The organism is Labilibaculum antarcticum (assembly GCF_002356295.1).
Lineage (GTDB): Bacteria > Bacteroidota > Bacteroidia > Bacteroidales > Marinifilaceae > Labilibaculum > Labilibaculum antarcticum.
Genome location: NZ_AP018042.1, coordinates 3,628,111 through 3,653,493, shown reverse-complemented (window position 1 = coordinate 3,653,493; position 25,383 = coordinate 3,628,111). Strand labels below are relative to the sequence as shown.

The window sequence follows — 25,383 nt, the reverse complement described above, 5'->3', positions numbered from 1 at the left end:
TTTCCTAAAACAAACCACCGTTTTGATAAATCTCTAGTTGAACTTCAGAGAAACGTTCTCCCTGTACCGAGATGTTTTTAGATATATTGGTAATTTCACCTGTTTCTAAATTCAAACGAACCGTATCTCCATCGGTTAAATTCAGTTTTGAAATCACGTTACAAGTCACGATTGGAAAAGCTGCATTAATGGCATTCCGCTCGTAAATTGCCCCGTAAGATTCGGCAACAATAGCTTGAATTCCCAATGCTTTAAAACAATCAACTGCCTGTTGACGAGAACTACCACTTCCAAAATTTTTGTGCGTAATCACAATATCTCCGGGCATGGCTTTTCGTGCGAATTCTTCGTATCCTTCCAAATTATCGAAAGTATATTGTCCCATCTCCTTCATCTCCGTAATGGATAGATAGCGATTATGGAAAATCATATCTGTATCGATATTATCAATTGGAATGTACCACACACGCCCTTCAATTCTTTTAGGCTTATCGCGCAACTCAGCACCTGAATGAACCATTGCACCCACCTCTTTTTGTTTTGCTTTTCCGGTACCAAATGTAACGGGAAGCTCTGGAATTTCATCGTGTGGAACAATGCAACCGGCAATAGCCGAAGCGGCCACTGTAGCAGGTGAAGCCAAATAAACTTTGCCTTTCCCCTGTTTGCCAGGAAAGTTCCGATTCCCGGTGCTAATGGTCACTTCCCCAACTCCATTTTGTCCAACCTGACCTGCAGCGCATCCGGCGCATCCGGCGTTAGAAACCATAGCTCCTGCTTCTTTAAAAATATTAATAATACCTTCTTTTAAACATTCATTCCAAATCTCATCGGTTGCAGGAACAATTTTAAAAACGACACCCGGAGCCACCTTTTTCCCTTTTAGGATACCCGCAGCAATTCGAAAATCTTCCATTCGCCCGTTGGTGCAACTTCCAATAAAAGCAGAATCGATCTTCACCCCTTTGGCTTTTCTAACCGGAACGGTATTATGAGGCTCGCCCGGCAAAGAAACCCGGGGAACAAACTTTTCAAAATCTATTTCAAACACCTGATCGTACTCAGCATCAAAATCAGCTCGCACCACATCCAGTTTCTTTCCACTGCGATACTCAGAGTATTCCATAATGGCTTCATTAGGCGTAAATAAAATGATGATGCATCCCATTTCCGTCGCCATCGATGAAATTGTGATTCTTTCATCAAGAGTAAGATGATCTACTTCCTCGCCATAAATTTCAACTGAATAACCGAGTAATGAATTAGCACCAAACTGGTTCAGTAAGCCCAAAACGATATCCTTGGCATAAATCCCCTCTGGACGCTTTCCATTTAAATTTATTTTTACGGTTTTAGGAACTTTGAACCAAATTTTCCCATTGTGAATGGCTGCTGCAATATCTTTATCGCCCATGCCTTGTCCGAATGCTCCAACAGCACCCAAAATATTAGCATGAGAATCTGTAGTTACAGCTGTTATTCCTGAGTAAGCAAGGCCTTGTTCCAGTAAGACATGAGTTCCAATACCGATATTGATATCGAATACTTTTACACCATTATCTCGTGCAAACAATCTGCAGATTTGCTGATTTACAGCATATTTTTGATCCGAACCAGTCGGATTACAATCAAATGTAAAATAAGTTTTTTTCGGATCGGCAATCTTCAAATTATGCTCCTGGATATTTTTAACCACATTGGCCCCACCAAAATCGCGGGCAGCACGAATGTCAATTTCGATATCAACAATATCGCCAGGTTTTACAACACTCTCTTTGGAGTGATTTGCTAAAATCTTCTCGATTAATGTCATTCCCATAGTTCAAGTGTTTTAGATTTGATAACCTCTCTCGTCTATTATACTACAGCCCACATAACCAACACCACTTCTTCTAATTTACACAAAATATCTTCGCCACCATCACCATTTTATTCAGATTTACGAATAGCTTGATTGAATGCCAAAAAAAAGGACATATGAGTTGCATCAAGACATATAATACTCTATATGAACACTAAAGCCATTCAATCTTTCCCACACCAGAATTCAAACAGGCCTAAACAATCGCAAAGAAAGGCTTTTCTAATTCAATTCTGCGAGTATCTTTGCAACTCAAATGAAAGCGATGACAAGATCAATTTCCGGAAATATTTCCAAACTGTATTTGATTAAAATTGCCAAGTGGTTCATGCTAACCATGCCCATTATTGTTCTTTTTTATCAGGAGAATGGTTTGAGCATGCAGGATGTGCTTACTTTAAAGGGGATTTATTCTGTGGCAGTGGTAGCCTTGGAAATTCCTTCGGGATACATTGCCGATGTTTGGGGCAGAAAAAAATCATTGATTTTAGGTTCGATTCTAGGTTGTTTGGGTTTTGTTGTTTATTCTTTCAGCTCTGGTTTCTCGGGCTTTCTAATCGCCGAATTAATACTTGGAATTGGCAGTAGTTTTATATCTGGTTCCGATTCTGCAATGCTATATGATAGTCTTTTGAAAATGGGTAAGGAAAAGGAATATCTAAAGCAGGAAAGCAGAGTGATGTCTGTTGGAAATTTCGCTGAAGCTCTAGCAGGAATTGCAGGAGGTAGTTTGGCTTTAATTAGCTTACGAACACCCTTCATCTTCCAATCATTTATTGCATTCATAGCCATTCCTGCTTCCATCCTATTAGTCGATCCTAATCAGAATTCCATAAAATTAAAAGTTGGATTTAATCATATTCTAAGTATTGTGAAATTCTCGCTTTGGGACAATGCCAAATTACGTTGGAACATTGTGTTGTCCTCTGTAATTGGATGCGCAACACTAACACTGGCATGGTTTATTCAGCCTTACTTGCGTGATTTAGATATGGAAGTTAGTACCATTGGTGTAATCTGGACGCTTTTGAACCTAACGGTTGGCATTACAGCCCTTTCGGCACATAAAGTGGAAGGCTTTTTTGGAAAAAAAGGAACTTCAATTTTTATTGTGATAGGAGTATCGGCTGGCTTTATTTTAACGGGATGGTTTAATTCTTTGATTGGCGTTGGCGTACTTTTCTTTTTCTATTTTGTGCGTGGAATTGCAACTCCTGTTTTAAAAAATTACATCAATCAAATTACAGAATCGGAAATGAGGGCAACGGTTCTTTCCGTTCGAAATTTTATCATTCGAATTTGTTTTGCCATTATTGGTCCATTTTTGGGTTGGTACACCGATCATTTCAACCTTTCATCTGCTTTGATGCTGGCGGGTGGAATCTTCTTTGTACTGGGTGGAATTAGTGTGTTTTTTATGATAAAAGTGGAGAAATAAAAAAACTGCGCTCAATCTACAAAAAGATCAAGCGCAGCTTTCAGTTATTCAATGTCTTGATTAATAAAAATCCCAAAAATCATAGGCATAATCAACGTGTTCTTTATAATCGCCTAATTCAACAGCCTTTTCTTTCATTTCTTTCTGCATTCCTTCCAACACTTCTTTGTATTCTGGCAGAAAAGCCAAGTTAGTTGTTTCCCAAGGATCCTTCTTGTAATTGAACAATAGCGTAACTCTTGAACCCGATACAATCTCGCTTTTTGACTTTCTATCGTAATCTTTAGCTCGTACAAACTCAATCAGCTTGTAATCTCCTTTACGATAAGCTCTTTGATGCTGACGGTATGCATGGTAGGTATAATCTCTGATTTGCTCTTTTTCTTCCTTAATAACCGGCACTAAACTTTTGCCATCAACAGATTCAGGAATGGACAAACCTGTTAGATCACAAATAGTTGGAAAAATATCGAACGTATAACTTAGAGCATCAATTCGTTTCCCTTTATCGGCCACATTAGCACCTGAAATTATAAACGGAACATGAATGCCATCCTCATCGTAAACACTTTGTTTTCCCATTAAACCATGACAACCAACAGCCAATCCACTATCTCCTGCAAAAACAATTAATGTATTCTCATATTGTCCGCTTTCTTTCAGTGACGCAATTACGCGTCCAATCTGAGCATCCAAATGGGTAATAATCGCATAATAATCTGCCAATTGCTGACGTGCAATCTCTGCTGTTCTTGGCCATGGAGCCAATGCTTCATCGCGTAAAACCATGTGGCCGTTATCAAATGGGTGTTGAGGCATATACGACGGAGTCAACTGAATGCTGTCAGCTGGATACATATCGCGATATTTTTTGGGTGCCTGACGAGGATCGTGTGGCGCATGAAAAGCCAAATACATAAAGAATGGATCTTTCTCCTTATAATCCTTGATGTAGTTTATCGCGTTATCAGCAAAAATTTCGGAAGTATGTGGTGCTGTTTTCTCGGTACCTATTGGGCCTCTTTTATCATCTTTAGTGATTGCCCGGCGAACCGTTTTCCCATTTTCATCATACTCCAACAAGTAAGCATCTTTTTTGTCGAAAGTTCCTTCCTTATCCCAATCCCACAGAGGCATACGATAGTGATCAGTTAGGTAAACACCAATTCCCATAACTGTAGAACCGGAATCGAACGATCGTACCAAGGATTTGGTATCCTGATGCCATTTCCCAACCATGTTGGTATTGTAACCAGCCTGTTTAAATGTCTCGCCAATTGTAGTTTGATCTTCAGGAATCTCGCGTCCTTGACCTTTTAACCTGAACAACTGACGCCCAGTCAGTAACATGGCACGACTTGGCATACAGGTCGCTCCAGAAAAAGCGCCCATCAAATAAGTATTTGTGAATACAATCCCATTATCAGCCAAAGCATCAATATTTGGTGTTTTCACATCTTGTTTTCCCAATGCATGAACACCCGAATACCGATGATCATCAGTAAAAATGAGTAATACATTTTGTTTTTTGGTCTTCTTTGCAGCAACAAGTTTCGCATTCGAAAACACAAACAAGCTCATTACTAGAAGCAAAGCACTGATACTTTTCAATTTACAACACATAAGTTTTCTATTTATTCTGTTATTGAATTTGATACTTTTCACCATTAATTTTGACATTTTCCACATCCTGATTTACCACATCTTCCATCAACACAGGCTTTCTAAAATCTTTTGTTTCTATATTTATTTGTAGATTTTTTGCTTGAAGAGATTGGATGTGGCGCCCCATGATACCATAACTAGGAAGCACACCAAAAAAACTAAATTCAGGATACTTCGTTTCAGCCTCAGGCACAATCACCTGGCTGTGTTCCTTTAATCCGCCACCAGGCAAATGAATATGAATATTCTCCAATTTCACAGTTCCAATTTTATGGTTTGCTGTGCCTGTCATTAAAATTCCCGAAGGAGGAGAAACTCTCGATTCTTCCAAATTCCATGTGGTAGCATCCACATTACTGATAAACACATCCGTAATGCTTCCAACCTTTTGCTTTGGAGCATCGCGATAGGTACGAAGTCGTTCACCCAATCGAATAAAAATTGGCATATCCACTTTCTCCATCTGAATACTGTCAATTCTAATATTACTGATATTAGAACCATCTACACTTAAAATTTTAATTCCGCCACCGCGAGTCTCGTGGATGTAACAATTTTTTATCGTGATATTGCGAAAATCGCCCATGGATTCGGTTCCAAACTTGATGGTTCCCCAATCACTTTTCAAACGACAATCGCTAACTGTAATATTTTCGGTCGCAATCGGACTGGTTGTTTTAAAGCAGATTGCATCATCACCAGTATCTATATTACAATTTGTAATTACTGCATCCTTGCTTGAGTCCATATCGATTCCATCATTATTTTTATGAGCATGGTTGTATATATCAATGCCATCAATTTTAATTTGCTCGCATTGAAATAAATGAAGAGTCCAGGCTGCTGATTGTCTTAAGAAAATCTCAGTAACCGTAATTCGTGAAGATTTAACAAAACGAACCAAAAAGGGACGATTATTTGCAAACTCCTTCAATCTGCTTTTGTCTACACCCATTTTTTTCATTGTTTTAGCCAACTCAGCAGTCTTGAAAAGATGACCTCTACCATCAATAATTCCCTTGCCGCTAATTGCAATATTCTTGGCGTTTAAAGCACCAACCAAACATTTCCCTCGTTGTTGTCCTACTGCATCGGTAAAAGGATCAATGGTTTGATAATCCTTTGGATTTGCACTCCCTAACAGTTGAGCCCCTTCTGCAATTTTCAAGTTGACATTATCCTTCAGAAGAATGGTTCCTGAAATATACTTTCCATCACTAATCAAAACTATACCTCCGCCAGCTTTACTGCATTCGTCAATGGCATTCTGAATAAAAGAGGTGTTAATCGTTGTATTATCATTAACAGCGCCAAAATCGCGGATATCCCAAACCGTTTTTTTTGTGCATCCTATCAACAACACAATCAAAACAACTCCCACAATACTAAAGCCTTGCAATTTATTTTTGAACATTTTCATTCTTATTTAATTTTCAATATTTTTTTTCTCTTAATTTTCAAACAATAAGCAAAATCGCAAGGTTTTTCCTTTGGAAAAGTAACTGTTAGCTCCCCTCCTGTTTGCTCCCATTCAATCTTTTCATCAGAACCGATCAGGATTACATTTTTACTTCTATTATTACGGTCTGGGAAATTTCCTAATCTTACTATAGCGTTTGTAGCTGTCAAAAATCTCCTTGTCCGGGCCAACTACCCGAGGATCATTTGTCCGAACCAATTCGCGGATGAGTTCTCTTTTTAATTGATCGGCAATTTCTTTATTAGCCTCGTTATCGATAATATTCAAAACGCTCGATTCATCTACTGAAAGGTCAAACAATTCAAATTCATCACGTTTCTCACAAGCCAATCTGAAAAATGAATTTGTCTCACCACTTGCAATTTCATTCAATAAAAATGATTTTGAAGGTGATCCATCGATATCTGCAAAAACAGTTCCCTGATACATTTCCTTCAATTGAGTCGTATCCTTAGTATCGTAGGTTTGTGGAGCTCCAGCAGGCCAACGTTCGGGTTTTACATTCCAAACCAATAAGTAATCCCCTTTTCGAATCACTCTTTGAGGGTAACCCCAATTTTGATAACGTGCTGATGTATGACGTTCTCTTCCAGAAAACACAGCGGTATTTTCATTCGCCTTTCTCTTGTTTTCTAACAGTTTCACCATGCTTTTACCCGTTATTGCCTGCATGTTTTTGGCATCGGTTTGGCACATCTCCAAAATGGTAGGTGCAAGGTTGATAAAGCTTGCAGGAGCATTCACAACCCGATTCCCTGGAAAGTCTTTCGGATAACGAATGGCCAACGGGACATGAGCACCATATTCATAACAATTTGCTTTCGCTCTAGGAAATGGCATTCCATTATCAGAGGTTACAATCACAATGGTATTTTCCAATTCTCCAATCTTTTCCAGATGTTCTAACATGCGTTGCAAATGCAGATCAAACCATTCAATTTCAACCGCATAATCCAACAAATCCCCACGAATTATTTCATTATCAGGCAAAAACTTAGGCACTTGAACATCCGTTAGTTTTTTGCCTCTCTGCTTCCAAGATCCCTTTTCATACCCTCGATGTGGTTCTTTGGCTCCATACCAAAAGAAAAAAGGTTTATCCTGCCTCACCGAATCCAAAAAATATTTGAAATCTTCGAAATAGTTCATGTTTTTTATGCCGGTTGCAAAACGCTCGTCATCAGATTCATCGTAAGAAATCTCACTATGCAGAGTTCCTCCGGCATTACCCACTCGCCAAAGCGAATCTTTTGCACTCAGAGCATACCGAAAAGGATCAACTCCTTTTCCTGTTCGGCCAACAGCATAACCGTTATCAGCTAATTCATCCACAAAAGGCACATACTTTTTCATCCAGGATGAAGCGTGTTGCCCAGATTGCTCATTTTGCCACGGATATCGACCTGTGACGATCGAACTACGTGACGGAGCACAGCCTGGTGAACCAGCGTAACAATTGGAAAAATAGATTCCCTCGCCAGCTATTCTATCAAAGGCAGGTGTATTTACAAAAGTGCATCCGGCAAAACCAGTGTGAGCAAATGTTTGATCATCGCTTATCGCAAATAAAACATTAGGCCGCTTCTTATTCCCAGCATTACTGCACAGATGGATCGCAAGGAATAAGGCCACAAAAAAATATACTTTCAATTGTCTCATTTATTAGATATTACAAATCAAAATTCAGTTCAATTTTAAAGGCATTAGCCATCTCGTCCAGAGCAATATTATCGAGTTTTAAGTCTAAACCCTTTTCGTTATGATCGAATTCTACCGATTTCCCTGATCCCAAATGCTCTACAGAACGGATATCACCTTTACGAAGTTTAAATGCCGAATTCAATGCTTTAATCATTAAGTTTCCATCGGGTTTACCCAAACATGTTGCATATAAATAATCACCATTTACCGTAAATCGGATATCCTCTTTCGAATATGAAATCTGTCCAAAGTGATTGTTGTGATGAAAAGTATAATTTCCTTCAGGAATTTCAGTTGGTCCTTCCCCATAAATAAACCAAGGAGATGTATTGTAAACGGCTTCGCCATTCTTCTTCAACCAATCGCCCATTTTTGTGAGATTATCTCTTACTTCTTTAGGAAAGCTTCCATCCGCCAATGGAGGAATATTCAAAAGTAAAACCCCATTTTTACTGACTACATCCATCAACATATCAACCATTGTATTTGCCGATCGAAGAGGTACACCTTCCCGATAAAACCAACCATGAGTAGCCCAATCAGGAGGAAGGCTCATATCCATATCCGTCATCCAAACATCATATGATGTTTCGTTTAGAATGCCGTTTTCAAAATCGCGCATTCCAACACAGGGTGGAATATCATTCGATTTATACACGAACTCAACTGCCTTCTCGCGTTCTATTGCTTTGTTATAAAAATAGGTAATAAAGCTACGCTGATATTTCTCATTAAAAACTTGACTTGGCTTCTCTGATTCTCCAATGTATTTCGATTTCCGTAAGGTTTTTTCATGATTCGCACCTTTGGTTCCTCCAAAACTCGCATCTACCCAAAAAATATCCGGATCATACTTATCAACTCCCTCTTTTGCATAATCAATCCAATCAGCATCTTTAATAGAATGATAAGAAACTAAAAATTTCATGCCTCGTTTCTTTACAGCCTTTGATACCTCGCCAACAATATCAATATGAGGACTCATTTTAAAAGAATTATAATCTGAATACTGACTATCCCAATGCTTGTAATCACTTCCGTGCCAACCAATAACACCGCCAAACTTTGCCCCAGCTGTTTCAAACATTTTAGCCCATTCATCACCATCGAATTTTTCACCTTTAAACAAGGGAATCAATTCATCCTTCGAGAGATTCTCGTTTTCTTTTTGGTAAGAAAGCGTTTGAATTCCCCAGTGGCAATAAATTCCAAACTTTGCATCAGCTAACCATTCCGGCGTTTGATGATTTCGAAGCGATGCCCAATTGTTTTCAAAGCTTTTCTGCTTTTTTTCAGTTGTCTTCTGACTGCAAGAAATTAGCACAGCTACCATTAGTAATAATACGGGGATTGTGATCTTTTTCATTTTGAGCTACTATTTAGTTTACTTCAATAGATGATGTTTTTACTCGAATTCGTTCCTGAATATTCCAAACTTCCAGACATATTGATCCAGCATTTGTACAGTGTTGACGAGAAAGCTTTTTATTTTTATCCCAATCTGAATAAAGGCTTGCTAATTCCTTATTGGAGTCTTTGTATTTACGACCACTTTCAACAAACCCAAAATAAGACATTGGTGTTTTTTCCATCCCTAAAGTCGTTTTCATTTTTACATGTTGTTGCTTGAGAATTTCTACAATAGATAAACCAATGCTTCGTCTGTCTTCAAGAAGTTTCTTCAATATGGAATCTGATTCCATTTTCGTTGCTACCTCCCTTTGTTCTTTTGTGTAACGAGGTTGAAAATATTCGTGCTGTTTTATTCCTGTAAGATGATCCGTCTCATCAATCCAGTTTCGATAAATTCTATCCAAAGAATCTACCCTATTGGGATATTCACCTGCTAAATCTTTCGTTTCCGTTCCATCGTTCTTTAAATCGTACAATTCCCATGGATAATTGTATAAATGAAGTATTGCAGCATCTCCACCATCCGAAACAATTTTCCAATCATCCGAGATCATCATTCTAGCTCCTTGAAAATAACCGAAGAAATGCTCGCGTTGTGTTCTATCGGTATTTCTAATTATCGGAAGCAAGCTCTTGCCCGAAAGTGGTTGAATTATCCATTCTGATTTAAGAGAAGATTCATCTTTTACTTTTAAAACTTCCCCTTCCGGATATTTGATTCCTGCAAGTTCCGCGAATGTAGGCATCAGGTCGGCTATGTTTCCTTTATCACTTACAATCTTCCCTTTATCAGAGATATGTTCAGGCCAATAAATAATAAATGGACTCAATTGACCGCCATTAAATGTTGAACGTTTGTATTTCCGAAATGGCGTATTAGATGCATGTGCCCATTCAACGCCAAGTTTAGCTTGTGAAGTTTTTCCTCCGGGTTTTGTTTTGGCATCCTTTCCATCCCACATGTGTCCTTCAGCGCAAGCACCATTGTCCGATAAAAAAATTACAATTGTATTTTTATCCTTTCCGGTTTCTTTCAGCTTTGCCAATATGCGTCCCACATTCTGATCCAGGCGATCTATCATTGCGGCATAGGTCGCCATCGTTAAATCAGCGGCATCCTTATTTTGGTAATCTTCCCATGCCTGTACGAGTGTATCTCGCATTGGCAGCGACCATTCTTTTGGAACAATCCCCATCTCTTTTTGTCGCTCATACCTTTCATTCCGAATTTGATCCCATCCTTTTAAATACTTCCCTTTGTATTTCTCTATATCTTCAGGCCAAGCCTGAAGTGGCCAGTGCGGAGCATTGTAGGCGACATACAAGAAAAATGGATCATCATCATTTTTATAATCATCTAAGTATTTGACAGCTTTATCCGTAAAAGCATCTGTAGTATAAAACTGATCCTTATTTTCAGGTTTATATGGTGAAAATATTTTTTCATCTTCCATATATATTTGCTTCAGTCCAGGTTTAAAATAGTTAAAAGCACCATTAGTCACTCCAAAGAAATGATCGAAACCACGCTTCACAGGATTCTCTTTTGCATGCCATTTTCCAGACATCAATGTTCTGTATCCAGCTCGTTTTAGTAATTCGGCAATGGTAATTCCATTTTCCATTTGTGTAGGAGGTCCCACACAGCCAGTTTCGATTGGATATAAGCCAGTTAATAAGGAAGCTCTTGAAGGAGCGCATTTTGAACCTGTCATAAAATTGGAAAACCTCAATCCATTATATGCCAAACAGTCGATGTTTGGAGTTTTAATTTCACCTCCATAACAACCCAAATCTGAATAGCCCAAGTCATCCGCAAAAATCACAACAAAGTTTGGCCTTTCAGCCTCAACACGATCAGTTTGAGCATTTACGGCAATTGCTGTAAATAGACCTAGACATATAAGAATCTGTTTTGAAAAGAGCATGGTTTTATAGTTTATAAAAGTTGAAAATGCTATTAGTTCTTATAATTTATCTTCTTCCCATTCAAATAAAACTTCTCCACATTGCCATTGGTCACATCATTCAGTATGATTGGCTTACGAGCATCGTCACCAACAACGGTTAAATGAAAATTTTCGATAAATACATTTTCCATATGTCGCATGTAAACACCCGATGCTGGCAAAGTGCCAACGAGACTAAATTCAGGCCACCATCCTTTTAGAGTTTCTAATGTGTATTCATTCAAATCAGTTTTCGTTGCATCTTCTTTGGTTCCGCCACCAGAAACAAAAAACTGTATGTCCTTAAGAATGATGTTCTCGATATTATGACCTAGTAATCCAGAGAATAGAAATGCTGAATTCTTATCCAATTCTGTATTGTCTACAATGATATTTTGAAATGTGAAATTCTTCATTTCTTTCATTGGAAACATTTCTTCAGGCGTATTGTCACCCGCACGTTGCTGGCAGAAAGTCATAAAAATTGGGCGCGGTACATTTTTCATCACCAAATTCGAGAAAGTCATATTTTTCATGGCTCCACCTTCATTCATTTGAATTTTCAAGCCTGAATCTTGAATATTTTTAAAGGTGCAATTGGTAACAGTTACAGACTCAAAATCTCCTTGCGACATTAATCCGATTCGCATACCGCCCCATTTGGTCTCGAAAATACAATTTGAAATCACTACATCTTTACAAGGTTTGTCTTTCGATGATGATTGCAAACAAATAGAATCATCGCTATTATCAAACGAACAATTACTTACTCGCACATTGGTACAACCATCAAAATCGAGACCATCGCCATTATTATTCGAACGACTATGAATACGAATCCCATTTATACTTATTTCATTACAATACAACCAAGCTGATGTCCAGGCGGCCGGATTAACAAGTGTAATGTTATTCATATGAATATCGGAACAGTTCAAAAAGCGCATCATCATTGGACGCCCTGTCTTTCCATTAAAAAATTTCTGATGACCATTTCCGTCAATTGTACCATAACCTTCAATGGCAAACGACTTAACATCCTTCGCGAAAATAAGGCACTTATCCATATGTGGCTCATTCTTATACATGTTTTTGTGGGTATCATTCGCGTAGTCGGAAATATCAGGACTGCCCAATAATACCGCACCATTTTCAACATGCAGTGTGACAAAATCCTTCAAGTAAATCGTTCCTATCACAACAGTTTTCCCACCAGGAATAAGAACAGTTCCGCCTCCATTTTCAGTGCAAGCATTAATTGCCGACTGCACTGCTTTGGTATCTTTAGTAATACCATCCGCTTTGGCACCAAAATCAATAACATTGTAATTTTTTGAGAAAGCTTGTACTGTAAACAGGCCTAACAATACAAGCACAAAACTTAGGCGACTTGCAATTCTCTTACCATTCAGAAGATTTAATTTTCCCTTTTTCATATCTTAAATAGATTAACGAATAAAACCAATACCCAATTCAATTTATAACAGGCTGAAATGTTCAATTACAAATTAAAAAAGTATAAGGTTCCAAAAAAGGGTAATGAGGGGGTAATAAATGGGGTAAAATACAGAACACCCCTCTATTTAATAAGATTTTACTGAAATCCGAATTGTGTTGGGAGAGAACAAGAATAGGAACAATATTCGTAGCTTATCGCTTACGAATTAGGCAAAATACAAAGCTCAAAACTTAGTTTGAAATCTTCATTAAGCATACTCTTGTAGTTGGTCGCAAAACGGTTATAAGTATTCAATGCCTTTTGCTTTTGCTGGCTGTTAACAAGAGCTGTTACCAAATAACTAAGAGCCTCCTCGGTTAGAGGATCTATCGAAATCCAAAGTGAGGCAAACTTTTCCAAAGGCTTCCACTCTTTCTGAGAAAAAGCAATGCAACAATAACTCTTTAGCAGATCAATATACTGATCGTTAATTAACCGAACGATTGAATCAAAACACTCATTTTTCAATGGCTTACATAAGTGCATACTTTTAAAAGGAAAATCAAACCCCTTTACAGGTAAATTATCTTTCAAATAAAAGAGATCAACAAACACATGATCAGGAATATCAATCTCCCATTCTTTGTTGCTATAAACAAGAGATAATCCATCAAACTGCTTAAACAAAGTTCGCAGACGGTGAACATTTGTACCTCTGTTGTTTTTCTTTTGTGCCACATCATCATTTTCCCAAAGGATATCCGATAGTTCCTGCGAACTAATTTTTCGATTATAAATTCTAGGATATAACAGAATCAAGGCAAACAAGCGAATTAAGGTCGGCGTAAAGTCATGAGATATATTTGTTCCTTTCCTATCAAAAGCTTGAAATGTCTCGAAAAAACAGAATGCATTTTTTTGTGGAATATTGTGACCGGCATCTTCATTTTGAGGTTCATCACGAAGCTTTTTTAATCTATTTTGTGTTAGTTTCCACAAAAAGAAAATCACAAAAAGTAAGACAATTGCAATAACTGCGATATAAGTTGAATAGGAATTTTGGGAGCTTGATCGAAGAGCCACATCCAGTTTCCCATTATATACCTCCTTAATTTCAAACTCGGAAAGAGCCCGGTCCCAAATAGCAAACTGCGATAATTGTCCATTAAACGTATTCTTCCAAATGCTCTGCCCTATCATTAGAGATTCTTCCCTACCCGCTTTTCCAGAAATACTTTTACTATCGACCAATTGTCCATTGATGAAGAATTCTATTTTGTGATTGTAATTTACGGCAATAGCCAAATGCACCCATTCTTGAGGATAACCAATTCGTTTATCTGCCTGACAGCTATACACCATTGGAATATTAAACCACAAACGACCTTGATTAATGATATATCGCATACTAAAATCGCGATTCCCCGCAAGAGCCATCACCCAATCTTTATCAGTAGGTTTTGCCCAAACTGCAATTGTTAATTGATTATCAAATGAAAATCCTGATGTTTCAATACGAGAATCTTTATTCTGAAAATCTGCAACAAGTCCTTTTAAACTATCAGTCACAAATTTCACATGCGAACTCTCCACCAACTTTTTAGGATTCTTTGCTAAGTCTGAAAAATCACCTTTCAGAGGCATATAAGATTCCAACTTGTAGGACAAATCTGGTATCAATCTGGTCTCTCGAAACACCTTCTTCATTTCGGCAGGGGACAGAGCACGATTCCATATTTTCAGGTCATCAATGCATCCTTCTGCATCAACATTGTACCTGTCTTTACCAACAACAATTTTTCCTTTTTTTTGCCACCACAAAGGAGAAATCTGATCATTCAAGATACTCTCCCCATTCAGGTAAATAGCTAAACGCCCATCTTTTTGCAAACTAAAGCCAAGGTGTTGCCACTCATCATTAGTTAACACACCTGCAGTATTCAAGTCTTGTTTTAAGTAATGATTAAATTGAATTCCCCGATTGGGCAGGTAACGAAAATAAAAAACGGAATCTTCACCAATAAGGGTCCCTGGATGAATATCAATATTTTTAGGTTTAAACCAAAAAGCCACAGTTATCGCTGTATCTCTCTGATTAGCCACTCCAAATACATCTTTACTCTCTTTAAACCTAGCAACTTCAGCTCGAACTTCATCTTGCAAGAAAGCTTCCAAATTCACTTCAGATTGCTGTGCTAACACACTTAAATCATCTGAGAAGAATAAACCTTTCTCGTAAGATTGTGCATAAATATCAGTAAGAATAAAAAATATGAAGAGAAAAGCAGACCAGATTTTCATGAAAGACCTTTGTGTATAATGATTTCCGGATTTTGTATTGATTATTGCGATATACAAATTAACAAAAAACAATTTAGTCTTTCAACATAAGCTACAAAACAAGACAAGATTATTATTACACATTAAGATACACACAACACAAAAGCAGCAGTTTTCAGCCAATTAATAGGCTAAAACTGCTGCTAAAAAAAATCACTTGCAAATATTTTGCCTTTGTTATTTACCCAACAAATAAATCCGTAAATCCTCTATGTGTTTTTCATAAATACCCCTAGGATTGGTATTGTTTTTTATTGCCATAGCTGCAGCAATACCCACTAATTCGCCCATCATACCATTGGTTCGCATTACTCTGGTTGAACCAAAAGCAACGTGGGTTGCACTTAAATCTCTGCCAGCCATAAAAAGGTTGCTAATGTTCTTCGAATACAAACAACGATATGGAATTTGATATGGCTTTACCCTTGTGTGTTGTGTTGCAGTCAAAAATTCCTGTCCCTCAAAATATTTATGATTTTCAGGTTCCGGAAAGTGCAAATCGATAGTCCATGTAGCCGTTACAAATGCATCAGCTTGAGTTGGAATTGTACCATCACAATCCATTTCACTAAGAATATAATCTCCTAAAAGTCGGCGCGACTCACGCTTCCCGCCAATATAACCAAGCCAATCTAACTTGTAATTGCTGTATTTTTCTGATTTCTGATTTTTCAAAAATGCCCAATTACCATAAACAGCTCTAAAGTTATGATCGCGAATTTCTTCCGCTTCTAAAATAGGATCAAAATTTGAAAACCCAGTTTCCCAATACCATTCCGATGTTGGAGAATCTAAATAGTAAGCCTCCGAAAATTGCAGAGCCCAAGGTGTTTCAGGAAAAACCGATTTTTCATCTTCTAAAGAAGAATGCCAAAGATTGGAAGTTCCCATCACAAATCCATCCGCTTTATCAGGAGCTAAAGATTCGTTCGTTTGCGCTTTACTTTCTCGGCCAATTCTATATTCTGCTCCAGCAACATAACCTATTGTTCCATCGCCCGTGCAATCTGCAAATAACTCACCTTCAAATCGCAGTTCCTGATTGGTAGAAATATGTCTGGCAATAACCGCTTTTATTTTATCACCATCCATTTCAACATCATAAGCATGCATATTTAGAAACAAATCGATATTCGGTTCCATTTCAACAACGCTCAATTTTCGCTTATCGCCATACAATTTGCCATCTTTATTCGCATTATGAGGATCTCCATTATCCAATTCACGTACAATCCTTCCCAAAACAGGATAATCATTTCCTTGACTAAGTTCGCCCATTAAATGCACTCTAATTTCAGAACTATTATTTCCCCCCAAGACAGGACGATTCTGAATTAACGCAACCGTAACTCCCTGTCGAGCAGCCGACACTGCAGCACAAATACCAGAAATACCACCACCAACAACTACTAAATCATAAGTTCCAGCTGTTTTAGGTGTATCCGTTAAATTCAATAATTTTTTCCGCCACTCATGCATTTCAACCAATTCATTTGGTGGCACATCCTTTTTATTTGTAGTTAAATAAATGGCATCACACCGACCATCAAATCCAGTCAAATCATTCAACACAACTTTAAGCTTTGCCGGATCTTTAATATCCACTTGATCTCCATAGTACCATTTCCAGCCTTTTTCACCCGATGAACCAAACTCTTTGCTGTAATCCGCACCAATATTCAGCTTAAATTTGCCAGGTCCAACAGGAAACGGAGCCCAATCTTTGGTACGAACCCAAACATGATATTTCCCTTTTGCAGGTAAGTCAATAGTCGTTATAGCATCTTCAACAGCCTCACCCATTCCATGAGCCAACAAATAAGAGGATCCCATAATATCAAAATATTGCTGATCAACCTTCCATCCTCCACTTGTGGTAAAAGACTCAGCCTCTAACAAATAGTGATTTTGCGCCTGTAAAGCAGGACCAAAAAGAAGTAATAAAACCAAATTGGTTATCATCCAAAATTTGCAACGTTTAAAAACCATAGCTCTTTTCATTGTTTATATTTTTAATAATTGAAGTATTTTATTCTGTATCGAAATCATTTTTTCATCGCCAGCATTTACATCAAGAGATCGTATCGACTCTCCACTTAACTTTCCCCTTCTCGCTTTCGCTGATTTCACTATCAATTTCACTTGATTTTCACTAATCAATTGCTGATTCAAGAAGATTTTAAGGAATAGTACATATTGACTTTCATTTGCTTCAAAAGAATATGAAATCATCTTATTTAATAGCTTGGAATCAAGTTGATGATTTTTCTTCAATTGCTCCAAAACCAAAACTTGCGATTGATAATGTAAATTCCCATACAAATTCCACAAGTCTTCTACAAAACCATTGTCCCTTATTAGCTTTACTGGCAAAGCTTTACTAATGCGATCAGTAATAAAAGAGTTACCAACACTAAGAATCTGAATTAGATCATCTTGATATACATCAACACTAAAATCAACCAACTTATTTAGTGCAAAATCAAACTCCTTCATTTTGTTCGAAAGCAACATTTCATGCAACAATTGCTCATTAAAAAGCTTCGAATCGGTATAATTTAGCAATTGCTCCTTTATAAGACCATGACTGTAAAACCATAACGTATAGCAGGTATACAAAGCACCTTCAACAACATCATTTTTAATTTTTTTAGGCGTTGCACCTGAGACTGCATCTACCTCATCATAAGCTCCTTCTTTCTTTTTCTGATGCAAGGATGATAGATTTTCCTTACTAAACGATTTTAATACAGAGTATTCATTAGATAATACTTGATGCAATTTTTCGTAATCCTCATCAGAGAAATTTGTATGATCCCGTTTGCTGAGCAATTTATTAGCGTCTACCCTATAATTCTTATAGTTCCCTAACAAATTCCATATTAAAGTGATGGTAACTGGTTTGCAAACCGTATCATCACACACAGGAGTAAACAGCTTCTGAAAATAAAATACCGGCATCCTATCCCGATCAAAAAACAAATAAACTGAGTCTTTAATTTCCTGAAAATCATCAGTTTCAAAATCCACTTTAACAGAAGTTCCATCCTCGAAAATGGATTGATCAAGAAACGGACTTTGCGCATTTACAAAATCGCACAAAAACACAAGAACGATTGCCATCGAAAAGGCAAACAACTTAAATGCGTTAATGATATTTCTTCTCCCGTTCATTTCTAATCTATCTCTCTTTACAATTAATTCCCTCTGGTTACAATCACTTTTAAAAGTAAATCTATGGATTACTGACAAAATATTTCCATATTCGCTTATTCAACAGTAGCCCAAACAAGAGAACAAGCTAACCGAATAACCTACAGTAACTTAAAAGCATAACTCAAAATTTCAAATTGACCCATGAACAAAAATCAACATCCTAAAATCCTTAAATCTGTTGAAAAGAAGTTCAATAAAGGGAAAAGTCAATCTTGGAAAAATAAAGATTTTGAAGACTTAAGTTTTCGAATTCACCAAAAAACCAAAGTTCTTATTAGTGTTGCTACCCTTAAGCGATTATTTAAAAAAGTAAAAACCAGCGACAGCTATTCTCCACAGGAAAGCACGATAGGCGCACTGATAGATTACGCCGACTATCAAGAAGTTTCCAAAACCCTAAATTTAAAATGGCTTTACGTAGCTCTTCCTTTTATAGCAATTATAATCGGTACCCTTTTTATACTTTCGAATAAGCAAAATCAAGTGCCCAAGCAGGAAGCAAGTATGGGCAAATTAAAATTACTTAAACTGGAAGGAAAATGCCCAACCACTGCTTTTTTTGAATTTACAATCCCCAAAGGACAGGATACTGCAAGTATCGACTTTGGAGACAAAACAAAAAGAATTCCGATAAAAGATCAAAAACAAATATCCCATTTTTACGCTTATCCAGGATATTTTGAAGCCGTTCTTCTATCCGGAAAGCAAAAAAAATCGGAGCATGTTAAAATAATTGCCCCAACTGAGGGTTGGCTAGCTATGTCCCATTACTTTAAAGAGGATCAAGATGGCCGATACTACCCGATTCCATTATCACAAAATCAGAAAAATGGAATTTTTCATGCGACTCCAAAGCACCTTAATTCTCTGGGTATCGACACATCTAAAATAGTTGAGGTACGTTTGGATAATTTTCAATCGACCAATTTCTCCGGAGATTCATTCCAGTACAAAACCAAATTCAAAAACCGTTCTTTTTGGCCGGCAATTAGATGCTTTTCTGTTTATCTCAGCATAACAGGTACAGATGGCAGCGTTCTTTTTAAGTTTGTAAATGAAGGCTGTAGTACTTATGGTGAATACATAATAGGCGAAAAATCGGGAGATGGCAGAAGTGAAGATTTAAGTCGCTTTGTAATGAATCAAAACAATTGGATGAATGTTACTATTGTAAATGAAAACAAAACCATAGTAGTTACTGCGAATGATTCCATTGTCTTTTCGGATAATTACCAAAAATCTATTGGTAAAATCATTGGAACCACCCTGTTATTCCACGGTAGCGGATCCGTTGACTACATTCACCTTACATCGGCTAATAACCAATCAGTATTTTGCGCTGATTTTAACGAGTAGATAATTTTAGGCCTTACATTCTTAAAGTGAAAATATTAAAGTCCCTTACTCTGTTTATAGAGTAAGGGACTTTATTTTATCCTCCTTTTTCAAACCACAAGAAAAAAAATACAGGTGTTAAAATATCTTACAAAAAGGGGGCATACGCCAATAAGTAAGCCGCAAAACACTAACACACAAACAATTACAATCACGCGCAAGGGGTTTCAATTGCGAAATTAAAAAGATCAAATTAAGCTCTGCGTAGAGTATTTGTAGAGGCCTACATTATGAATTCATTAACAAGTAGTCGGTATATTTGGAATTATTAGCCGATAATAAAAGCCAAAGAGAATCTTTCATTGAGATACAATATAATGATACAATTCAAATTAATACTAATTGCTATTCTTGGTTTTCTTGCAAGTACTACCTATTTAAACGCTCAGGAAAAGCCAAATATCATCTTCTTGCTTTCCGATGATCAAACAAGTATTGCTACAGGTTGCTACGGAAATGATCAAGTTGTAACTCCGAACATGGACAAATTAGCTAGTGATGGTGTAATGTTCTTAAATCATTACAATACAACTTCTATTTGTATGGCTAATCGAGTAAATATTCTAACAGGAATGTATGAATATAAAACTGGATGCAATTTCATGCATGGAGATTTGAAACCTGAAAAATTAGATAAGAGTTATCCTGTATTGTTGCAAGAAGCAGGATATTTCACTGGCTTTGCCGGAAAAGTCGGTTTTGAAATGGATACAACCGAAACGGATAAAATTAAAGATAAACTGCCTGTCGGTTACTTTGACATGTGGGCTGGCGGTCCTGGTCAAACCCTATACAAAACAGCTAAAAATCCTGGCATTGCTAAATATGCTGAAAAATATCCTCACAGTACCCGAGCATATGGTGCTTGGGCTAATGATTTTATTAAAGAAGCTAAAAAATCGGGCAAACCATTTTGTATGTCTATCAGTTTTAAAGCTCCTCACCTACCTTTTACTCCCGATAAGTATTTCGACCACATATATGAAGGTGAAAAATACAAAAAACCAGCTAACTATGGCGCTAAAAATGCCAAACACCTTTCAGCACAGGCTAAATCTGGTCGCCAATACAATGCTTATAACTTCTGGAGAGAATCAGAAGAATCTTATCAAGAAGCTATTACAAAATACAACCAGTTAATTTATGGTGTTGATTATGCAATAGGCATGATTCGCAAATCGCTGAAAGAACAAGGAATGGATGAAAACACCATCATCATATTTACTGGTGATAATGGATATAGCTGTGGTGCTCATAACCTAGCAGGGAAAGTACTTCCTTACGAAGAAGCTTCCAAATCGCCATTTATTATTTACGATCCATGGGCTCCAAAAGCTAAAAGAGGATTAAAACGCGAAACAGTAACTGCAAATATCGATATCGCACCCACCATTTTAAGCTATGCAGCTATAGATATTCCTAAAAATATGGATGGCGTGAATCTTTTGCCTCTTATTGAAAAGCCAGAGGGGATTAAGCGTGAAGTCATTGCCTTAACCAACATGTGGGGAAATGATGAAATTCAAGCCATGTCGGTGGTTTCAAAAGATTGGAAATACATCTACTGGCAATATTCCGATGAAAGAATGAAATCTACCGCAAGAACTTTTCAACATTGGAAAAGATCGATTGGAAATGAATAACTATGCGAAAAATCCTGAATACAAAAAGAAATTAGTTGAAATGCGCAAGTTGTACGACGAACAATACAAACAAATGGTAAACAATGCGCTTGACTACAACGATTACCAAAAATACTCTATCCTTTTCGATCGTCATGCCAAAGCTATTGATAAAAAACCTCATTTAACTGGAAATTACGAAGAGGTACTCAAGCAGGAAGCTTTGAAAAGAAATTAAGAAATAAACAGAACCATAAACAATAAAACATGTCATTTCTAAAGAAACTTGTATACACAGCAGCTACAATAGCTCTTTGTATAGGAAACATCACTACAAAAGCACAGAACAGTAAAAAACCCAATGTTATCCTTATCCTAACAGATGATCAAGGATACGGTGACGTTGCTGCTCACGGTAATAAAATAATAAAAACTCCTAATATGGATAAAATGCACGACAATGGTGTGCGTTTATCCAATTACCATTGCGGTACAACCTGTGCTCCAAGCCGTTCCGGTTTAATGACTGGTGCCGATGGAAACCGGGCAGGTGTTTGGCATACTATTGGAGGATGTAATATTCTCAGAGAAAAATTTGTAATTATGCCACAGGTATTCAAAGAGAATGGTTATTCTACAGCCATGTTCGGGAAATGGCACTTGGGCGATTCTTATCCTTACCTACCTCAAGACAGAGGTTTTGATGAAACAGTTTCCCTTGGTGGTGGTGGAGTTAGTCAAACACCTGATTATTGGAATAATGACTATTTCGATGATACTTATTTTCGCAATGGAACGCCAGAAAAATTTAAAGGATACTGTACCGATGTTTTCTTTTCAGAAGCAATGGATTTTATCGAACGCAAAAAAGATGAGCCATTCTTTGTTTACTTATCCACAAATGCACCTCACGGACCCTATAATGTAGAGAAAAAATACTACGATATTTACAAATATGAAACCTCCATCACAGAAAAACAAAAAGCTTTTTATGGTATGATTACCAACATTGATGACAATATGGGAATCCTCGATAAAAAGTTGGAAGAACTTGGTTTGAAAGACAATACAATTCTAATCTTCACGACTGATAATGGAACTGCAGCTGGACATACTGGAAAACCAGGTAACGAAAAAGGTTTCAATGCAGGAATGAAAGGCCACAAAGGATCACAATATGAAGGTGGTCACCGTACTCCTTTCTTTATTCGCTGGAAAGATGGCAAACTAACTGGAGGTCGAGAAATTGATCAACTAACTATGAACTTCGACATCCTTCCAACTCTTATGGACCTATGTAATTTAGGAAAAGTGGATGGTCCTGCTCAAGATGGAATCGACTTAGCCCCAGTAATTACAAAACAAGTAGACAAATTACCTCATCGTTATTGTGTTGTTGACAACAACAGACTGCAACAACCAGAAAAATGGAGAATGTGCTCTGTAATGGATGATGAGTGGCGACTAATTGATGGTAAGGAATTGTACAACATCAAAAACGATCCAGGACAAGATAAAGATATTGCTTCTCAACATCCTGAGAAAGTGGAAGAAATGAGAGATGCTTACGAAAAATGGTGGACCTACACATCTCGTGACTTTGGACATTACGAAGCTTATAAAATTGGAACTTCTGAAAATGAAGAATCTACAATTACAGTTCACGATTTGCATACCTTCACGGCAAATGCTTGGAATCAATCTTATATCCGCGATCCTTTTTCAGGAAAGAAACCAGCTTTAGCCAAAGGTTATTGGATGATTGATGTTCAAGAAGAAGGTGAATATGAAATTTCATTAACCAGATGGCCTCGTGAATCAGGCTTAGCGTTTAAAGATATCGTTCCACAACAAGGCGTTAAAACCAATTGGACTGAAATTAAACCTGCCGGCATTTTTATCCATTTGAAAAAAGCGACACTTGATATTGAAGGAATCCACCAAGTAAAAGAAGTTGACATGACTCAAAAAAAAGTCAGTTTCAAAGCATACCTTTCAAAAGGACGTCAGCATTTAGAAGCTTTGTTCACCAATAGCGAAGGAATTGACTTTTCAGCATTCTACGTCTATATCAAAAGAATAAAATAATTACAGATCGTAAATCGATAAATCATGCTTAAAAAAATATTTATTGCCTTCCTACTTTCAATCTTTGCTTGGAGTAATAGTTTTGCAGACAAGCGTCCCAATGTCATTGTGATATTAGCAGATGATCTGGGCGTAGGCGACGTTTCTAACTATCGTCGCATGCATACGAATCAAATCATTTTGGAAACGCCAAATATTGACAAATTGGCGAATTCAGGAATGAAATTCACCAATGCTCATGCACCAGCAGCCTTGTGCGCAACATCTCGTTATGCTATTATGACAGGAAACAGTTGCTACCGAAGTACCCTTCCCTGGGGTGTTTGGGGTGGTTACTCCAAGTCAGTAATTAAACCAGACCAATTAACTTTGGGCCGATTAATGAAACAAGCTGATTATCAAACAGCTTTTTTGGGCAAATGGCATTTGGGAACTACATTCAACAGAAAAGACAATCCAAATGTTGAGTATGTTCCGAACAAAAAAAAGAAAATTGAAGACGAAGTAGACATTACTAGAATAGTAGCTAGCGGTCCGAACCAAAATGGGTTTGACTATAGCTTTAATTTGCCTTCTGGAATTCAGAATGTTCCTTATGCAGCCTACGAAAATGACAAATGGTTTCCATTAACAAAGGAGTCTAAAATTGCTATAATTGATCAAGAATACATGGCTTCTTTAGATCTTGAATTGGATAAAAAAGAAGGCCTGGGCGATTCCAATTGGGAACCAAGAAAAATTGGTCCTTTATTGGTAAACAAAGCTGTCGATTACATTAAAGGTCATGCCAATAAAAAAGAACCATTCTTTATGTATTACTGTTCACAGGCCGTTCATACACCACATTCTGCAGCAAAGGAATTAAATGGCGTGAAAATAGCAGGTACCACTCCATCAAGACATATGGATATGATTAAGGAGTTGGATGTGCAAGTGGGAATGATTGTGGATGAATTAAAAGAACAAGGCATCTATGAAAATACCGTATTAATTTTCACTTCTGATAATGGTGGATTACATGTAGATGGAGACACTTGGAATTCTCATCATGAACCAAGCGACATTTACAGAGGTTGCAAAAACGATCCTTATGAAGGAGGACATCGCGTGCCTTTTATTGTGACTTGGCCAAAAGAAATTAAGGCCAAGCAAAGTACAGAGCAACCAATTCTAGGTCTTGACATTATGGCTACATTAGCTGCAATTACAGATCAAAATATTAGCGCAGATGTAGCAATGGATTCATACAATCTACTTCCTGTGTTACAAAATACAAAAGGAGCCAAAACACACCCTTTCTTAATGGTTCAAGGAGGTTCTCATAAAGAGGTTATTATAATCGACGAAGGTTGGAAATTGATCATTCAAATGGACAAAAAAGACAAAACCGATAAAATAAGAACTCCAATTGCTCTGTTTGATTTAAACAACAATGAGAAAGAAGATGAAAGATACAATCTGATAAATGACAAAAAATATCAGGATAAAATAGAATATCTATTCAAGAAATACAACGACACAAGAGACAATAAACCTTTTACAGGAAAACACTTGTAGCGTTTTATTACGTATCAATTTCACAAGAAAAAAAGTATATTTCGGAGAAGACAATTAACCCATTGGGTTAATTGTCTTTTTTTTCTTTGAAAAAAATAAGGACATTAGTTTTCATTCTCCTTAAAAAAATCAGAAAAAACAGATATTTAAAATACCCTATAAAAATAGAGCTGAAAACAATTAAAATCTCCCCCAGATTTTCAGAAACAAAAAACTAAAA

The 25,383-nt window shown here is 37.1% G+C and carries 17 protein-coding genes; 6 read left to right on the top strand and 11 right to left on the bottom strand.

The features are described from left to right. Nucleotides 1-4: 4 nt before the first annotated feature. Nucleotides 5-1,819 (bottom strand): aconitase/3-isopropylmalate dehydratase large subunit family protein, encoded by a 1,815-nt coding sequence (locus ALGA_RS14445; protein WP_197705570.1) that lies wholly within the window; start codon nt 1,817-1,819, stop codon nt 5-7. A gap of 307 nt (nt 1,820-2,126) precedes the next feature. On the opposite strand from ALGA_RS14445, the gene ALGA_RS14440 reads away from it, so the two are divergent. Continuing rightward, complete coding sequence (locus tag ALGA_RS14440; RefSeq protein WP_197705569.1) at nt 2,127-3,299, top strand: MFS transporter; 1,173 nt, start codon at nt 2,127-2,129, stop codon at nt 3,297-3,299. Between the two features lie 60 nt (nt 3,300-3,359). Here the strand turns inward: ALGA_RS14440 and ALGA_RS14435 are convergent, their stop codons facing one another. From ALGA_RS14435 to ALGA_RS14390, 10 genes are all read right to left on the bottom strand, one after another. Next, a complete protein-coding gene (locus tag ALGA_RS14435; protein WP_197705568.1) occupies nt 3,360-4,922 on the bottom strand; it encodes a sulfatase-like hydrolase/transferase in 1,563 nt (520 codons plus the stop codon). A gap of 19 nt (nt 4,923-4,941) precedes the next feature. Further along, on the bottom strand, nt 4,942-6,378 hold the full coding sequence (locus ALGA_RS14430) for a glycoside hydrolase family 28 protein (protein ID WP_096433647.1): 1,437 nt from the start codon (nt 6,376-6,378) through the stop codon (nt 4,942-4,944). Nucleotides 6,379-6,386: 8 nt separating this feature from the next. Beyond that, nucleotides 6,387-6,593: an alpha-L-fucosidase C-terminal domain-containing protein gene (locus ALGA_RS23630; RefSeq protein WP_162845448.1), complete on the bottom strand. Its 207-nt coding sequence runs from the start codon at nt 6,591-6,593 to the stop codon at nt 6,387-6,389. After that, nucleotides 6,544-8,103: a sulfatase-like hydrolase/transferase gene (locus ALGA_RS14420; protein ID WP_096430168.1), complete on the bottom strand. Its 1,560-nt coding sequence runs from the start codon at nt 8,101-8,103 to the stop codon at nt 6,544-6,546. The genes ALGA_RS23630 and ALGA_RS14420 overlap by 50 nt, the downstream gene beginning before the upstream one ends. A 10-nt stretch (nt 8,104-8,113) precedes the next feature. Continuing rightward, the gene (locus tag ALGA_RS14415) at nt 8,114-9,511 is read right to left on the bottom strand and encodes an alpha-L-fucosidase (protein WP_096430166.1); all 1,398 of its coding nucleotides are present in this window, start codon (nt 9,509-9,511) and stop codon (nt 8,114-8,116) included. Nucleotides 9,512-9,524: 13 nt separating this feature from the next. Further along, nucleotides 9,525-11,486, bottom strand: a complete 1,962-nt coding sequence (locus ALGA_RS14410; RefSeq protein ID WP_096430164.1) for an arylsulfatase — start codon at nt 11,484-11,486, stop codon at nt 9,525-9,527. Nucleotides 11,487-11,518: 32 nt separating this feature from the next. Next, nucleotides 11,519-12,943 (bottom strand): glycoside hydrolase family 28 protein, encoded by a 1,425-nt coding sequence (locus ALGA_RS14405; protein ID WP_096430162.1) that lies wholly within the window; start codon nt 12,941-12,943, stop codon nt 11,519-11,521. Nucleotides 12,944-13,164: 221 nt separating this feature from the next. Next, nucleotides 13,165-15,246, bottom strand: coding sequence for a LamG domain-containing protein (locus ALGA_RS14400; protein ID WP_096430160.1), 2,082 nt, complete (start codon nt 15,244-15,246; stop codon nt 13,165-13,167). Between the two features lie 216 nt (nt 15,247-15,462). Then, entirely contained in the window at nt 15,463-17,286 is a 1,824-nt protein-coding gene (locus ALGA_RS14395) for an FAD-dependent oxidoreductase (protein ID WP_197705567.1), read from the bottom strand. Nucleotides 17,287-17,289: 3 nt separating this feature from the next. After that, entirely contained in the window at nt 17,290-18,459 is a 1,170-nt protein-coding gene (locus tag ALGA_RS14390) for a hypothetical protein (RefSeq protein WP_096430158.1), read from the bottom strand. Nucleotides 18,460-18,642: 183 nt separating this feature from the next. Here ALGA_RS14390 and ALGA_RS14385 point away from each other — a divergent pair, with 183 nt between their 5' ends. The 5 genes from ALGA_RS14385 (at nt 18,643) to ALGA_RS14365 (ending at nt 25,163) form a co-directional block, all read left to right on the top strand. Then, nucleotides 18,643-19,857 carry a hypothetical protein gene (locus ALGA_RS14385; protein ID WP_096430156.1) on the top strand — a complete coding sequence of 405 codons (1,215 nt, stop codon included), beginning with the start codon at nt 18,643-18,645 and terminating at the stop codon, nt 19,855-19,857. Nucleotides 19,858-20,213: 356 nt separating this feature from the next. Further along, nucleotides 20,214-21,539 (top strand): sulfatase-like hydrolase/transferase, encoded by a 1,326-nt coding sequence (locus ALGA_RS14380; RefSeq protein ID WP_096430154.1) that lies wholly within the window; start codon nt 20,214-20,216, stop codon nt 21,537-21,539. Next, complete coding sequence (locus ALGA_RS14375) at nt 21,532-21,756, top strand: hypothetical protein (RefSeq protein WP_096430152.1); 225 nt, start codon at nt 21,532-21,534, stop codon at nt 21,754-21,756. Before ALGA_RS14380 ends, ALGA_RS14375 begins: the two co-directional genes overlap by 8 nt. Nucleotides 21,757-21,785: 29 nt before the next feature. Then, complete coding sequence (locus tag ALGA_RS14370; RefSeq protein ID WP_096430150.1) at nt 21,786-23,606, top strand: arylsulfatase; 1,821 nt, start codon at nt 21,786-21,788, stop codon at nt 23,604-23,606. A 24-nt stretch (nt 23,607-23,630) separates the two neighbouring features. Continuing rightward, on the top strand, nt 23,631-25,163 hold the full coding sequence (locus tag ALGA_RS14365) for a sulfatase family protein (protein WP_096430148.1): 1,533 nt from the start codon (nt 23,631-23,633) through the stop codon (nt 25,161-25,163). The last annotated feature ends 220 nt before the right edge of the window (nt 25,164-25,383 follow it).

Coding starts and splice junctions, on each gene's coding strand:
- ALGA_RS14375 (WP_096430152.1), top strand. CDS start 21,532: ATGAATAACTATGCGAAAAATCCTGAATACAAAAAGAAATTAGTTGAA.
- ALGA_RS14365 (WP_096430148.1), top strand. CDS start 23,631: ATGCTTAAAAAAATATTTATTGCCTTCCTACTTTCAATCTTTGCTTGG.
- ALGA_RS14400 (WP_096430160.1), bottom strand. CDS start 15,246: ATGAAAATCTGGTCTGCTTTTCTCTTCATATTTTTTATTCTTACTGAT.
- ALGA_RS14385 (WP_096430156.1), top strand. CDS start 18,643: ATGAACAAAAATCAACATCCTAAAATCCTTAAATCTGTTGAAAAGAAG.
- ALGA_RS14445 (WP_197705570.1), bottom strand. CDS start 1,819: ATGGGAATGACATTAATCGAGAAGATTTTAGCAAATCACTCCAAAGAG.
- ALGA_RS14390 (WP_096430158.1), bottom strand. CDS start 18,459: ATGAACGGGAGAAGAAATATCATTAACGCATTTAAGTTGTTTGCCTTT.
- ALGA_RS14420 (WP_096430168.1), bottom strand. CDS start 8,103: ATGAGACAATTGAAAGTATATTTTTTTGTGGCCTTATTCCTTGCGATC.
- ALGA_RS14430 (WP_096433647.1), bottom strand. CDS start 6,378: ATGTTCAAAAATAAATTGCAAGGCTTTAGTATTGTGGGAGTTGTTTTG.
- ALGA_RS14395 (WP_197705567.1), bottom strand. CDS start 17,286: ATGAAAAGAGCTATGGTTTTTAAACGTTGCAAATTTTGGATGATAACC.
- ALGA_RS14415 (WP_096430166.1), bottom strand. CDS start 9,511: ATGAAAAAGATCACAATCCCCGTATTATTACTAATGGTAGCTGTGCTA.
- ALGA_RS14405 (WP_096430162.1), bottom strand. CDS start 12,943: ATGAAAAAGGGAAAATTAAATCTTCTGAATGGTAAGAGAATTGCAAGT.
- ALGA_RS14435 (WP_197705568.1), bottom strand. CDS start 4,922: ATGTGTTGTAAATTGAAAAGTATCAGTGCTTTGCTTCTAGTAATGAGC.
- ALGA_RS14370 (WP_096430150.1), top strand. CDS start 21,786: ATGTCATTTCTAAAGAAACTTGTATACACAGCAGCTACAATAGCTCTT.
- ALGA_RS14380 (WP_096430154.1), top strand. CDS start 20,214: ATGATACAATTCAAATTAATACTAATTGCTATTCTTGGTTTTCTTGCA.
- ALGA_RS14440 (WP_197705569.1), top strand. CDS start 2,127: ATGACAAGATCAATTTCCGGAAATATTTCCAAACTGTATTTGATTAAA.
- ALGA_RS14410 (WP_096430164.1), bottom strand. CDS start 11,486: ATGCTCTTTTCAAAACAGATTCTTATATGTCTAGGTCTATTTACAGCA.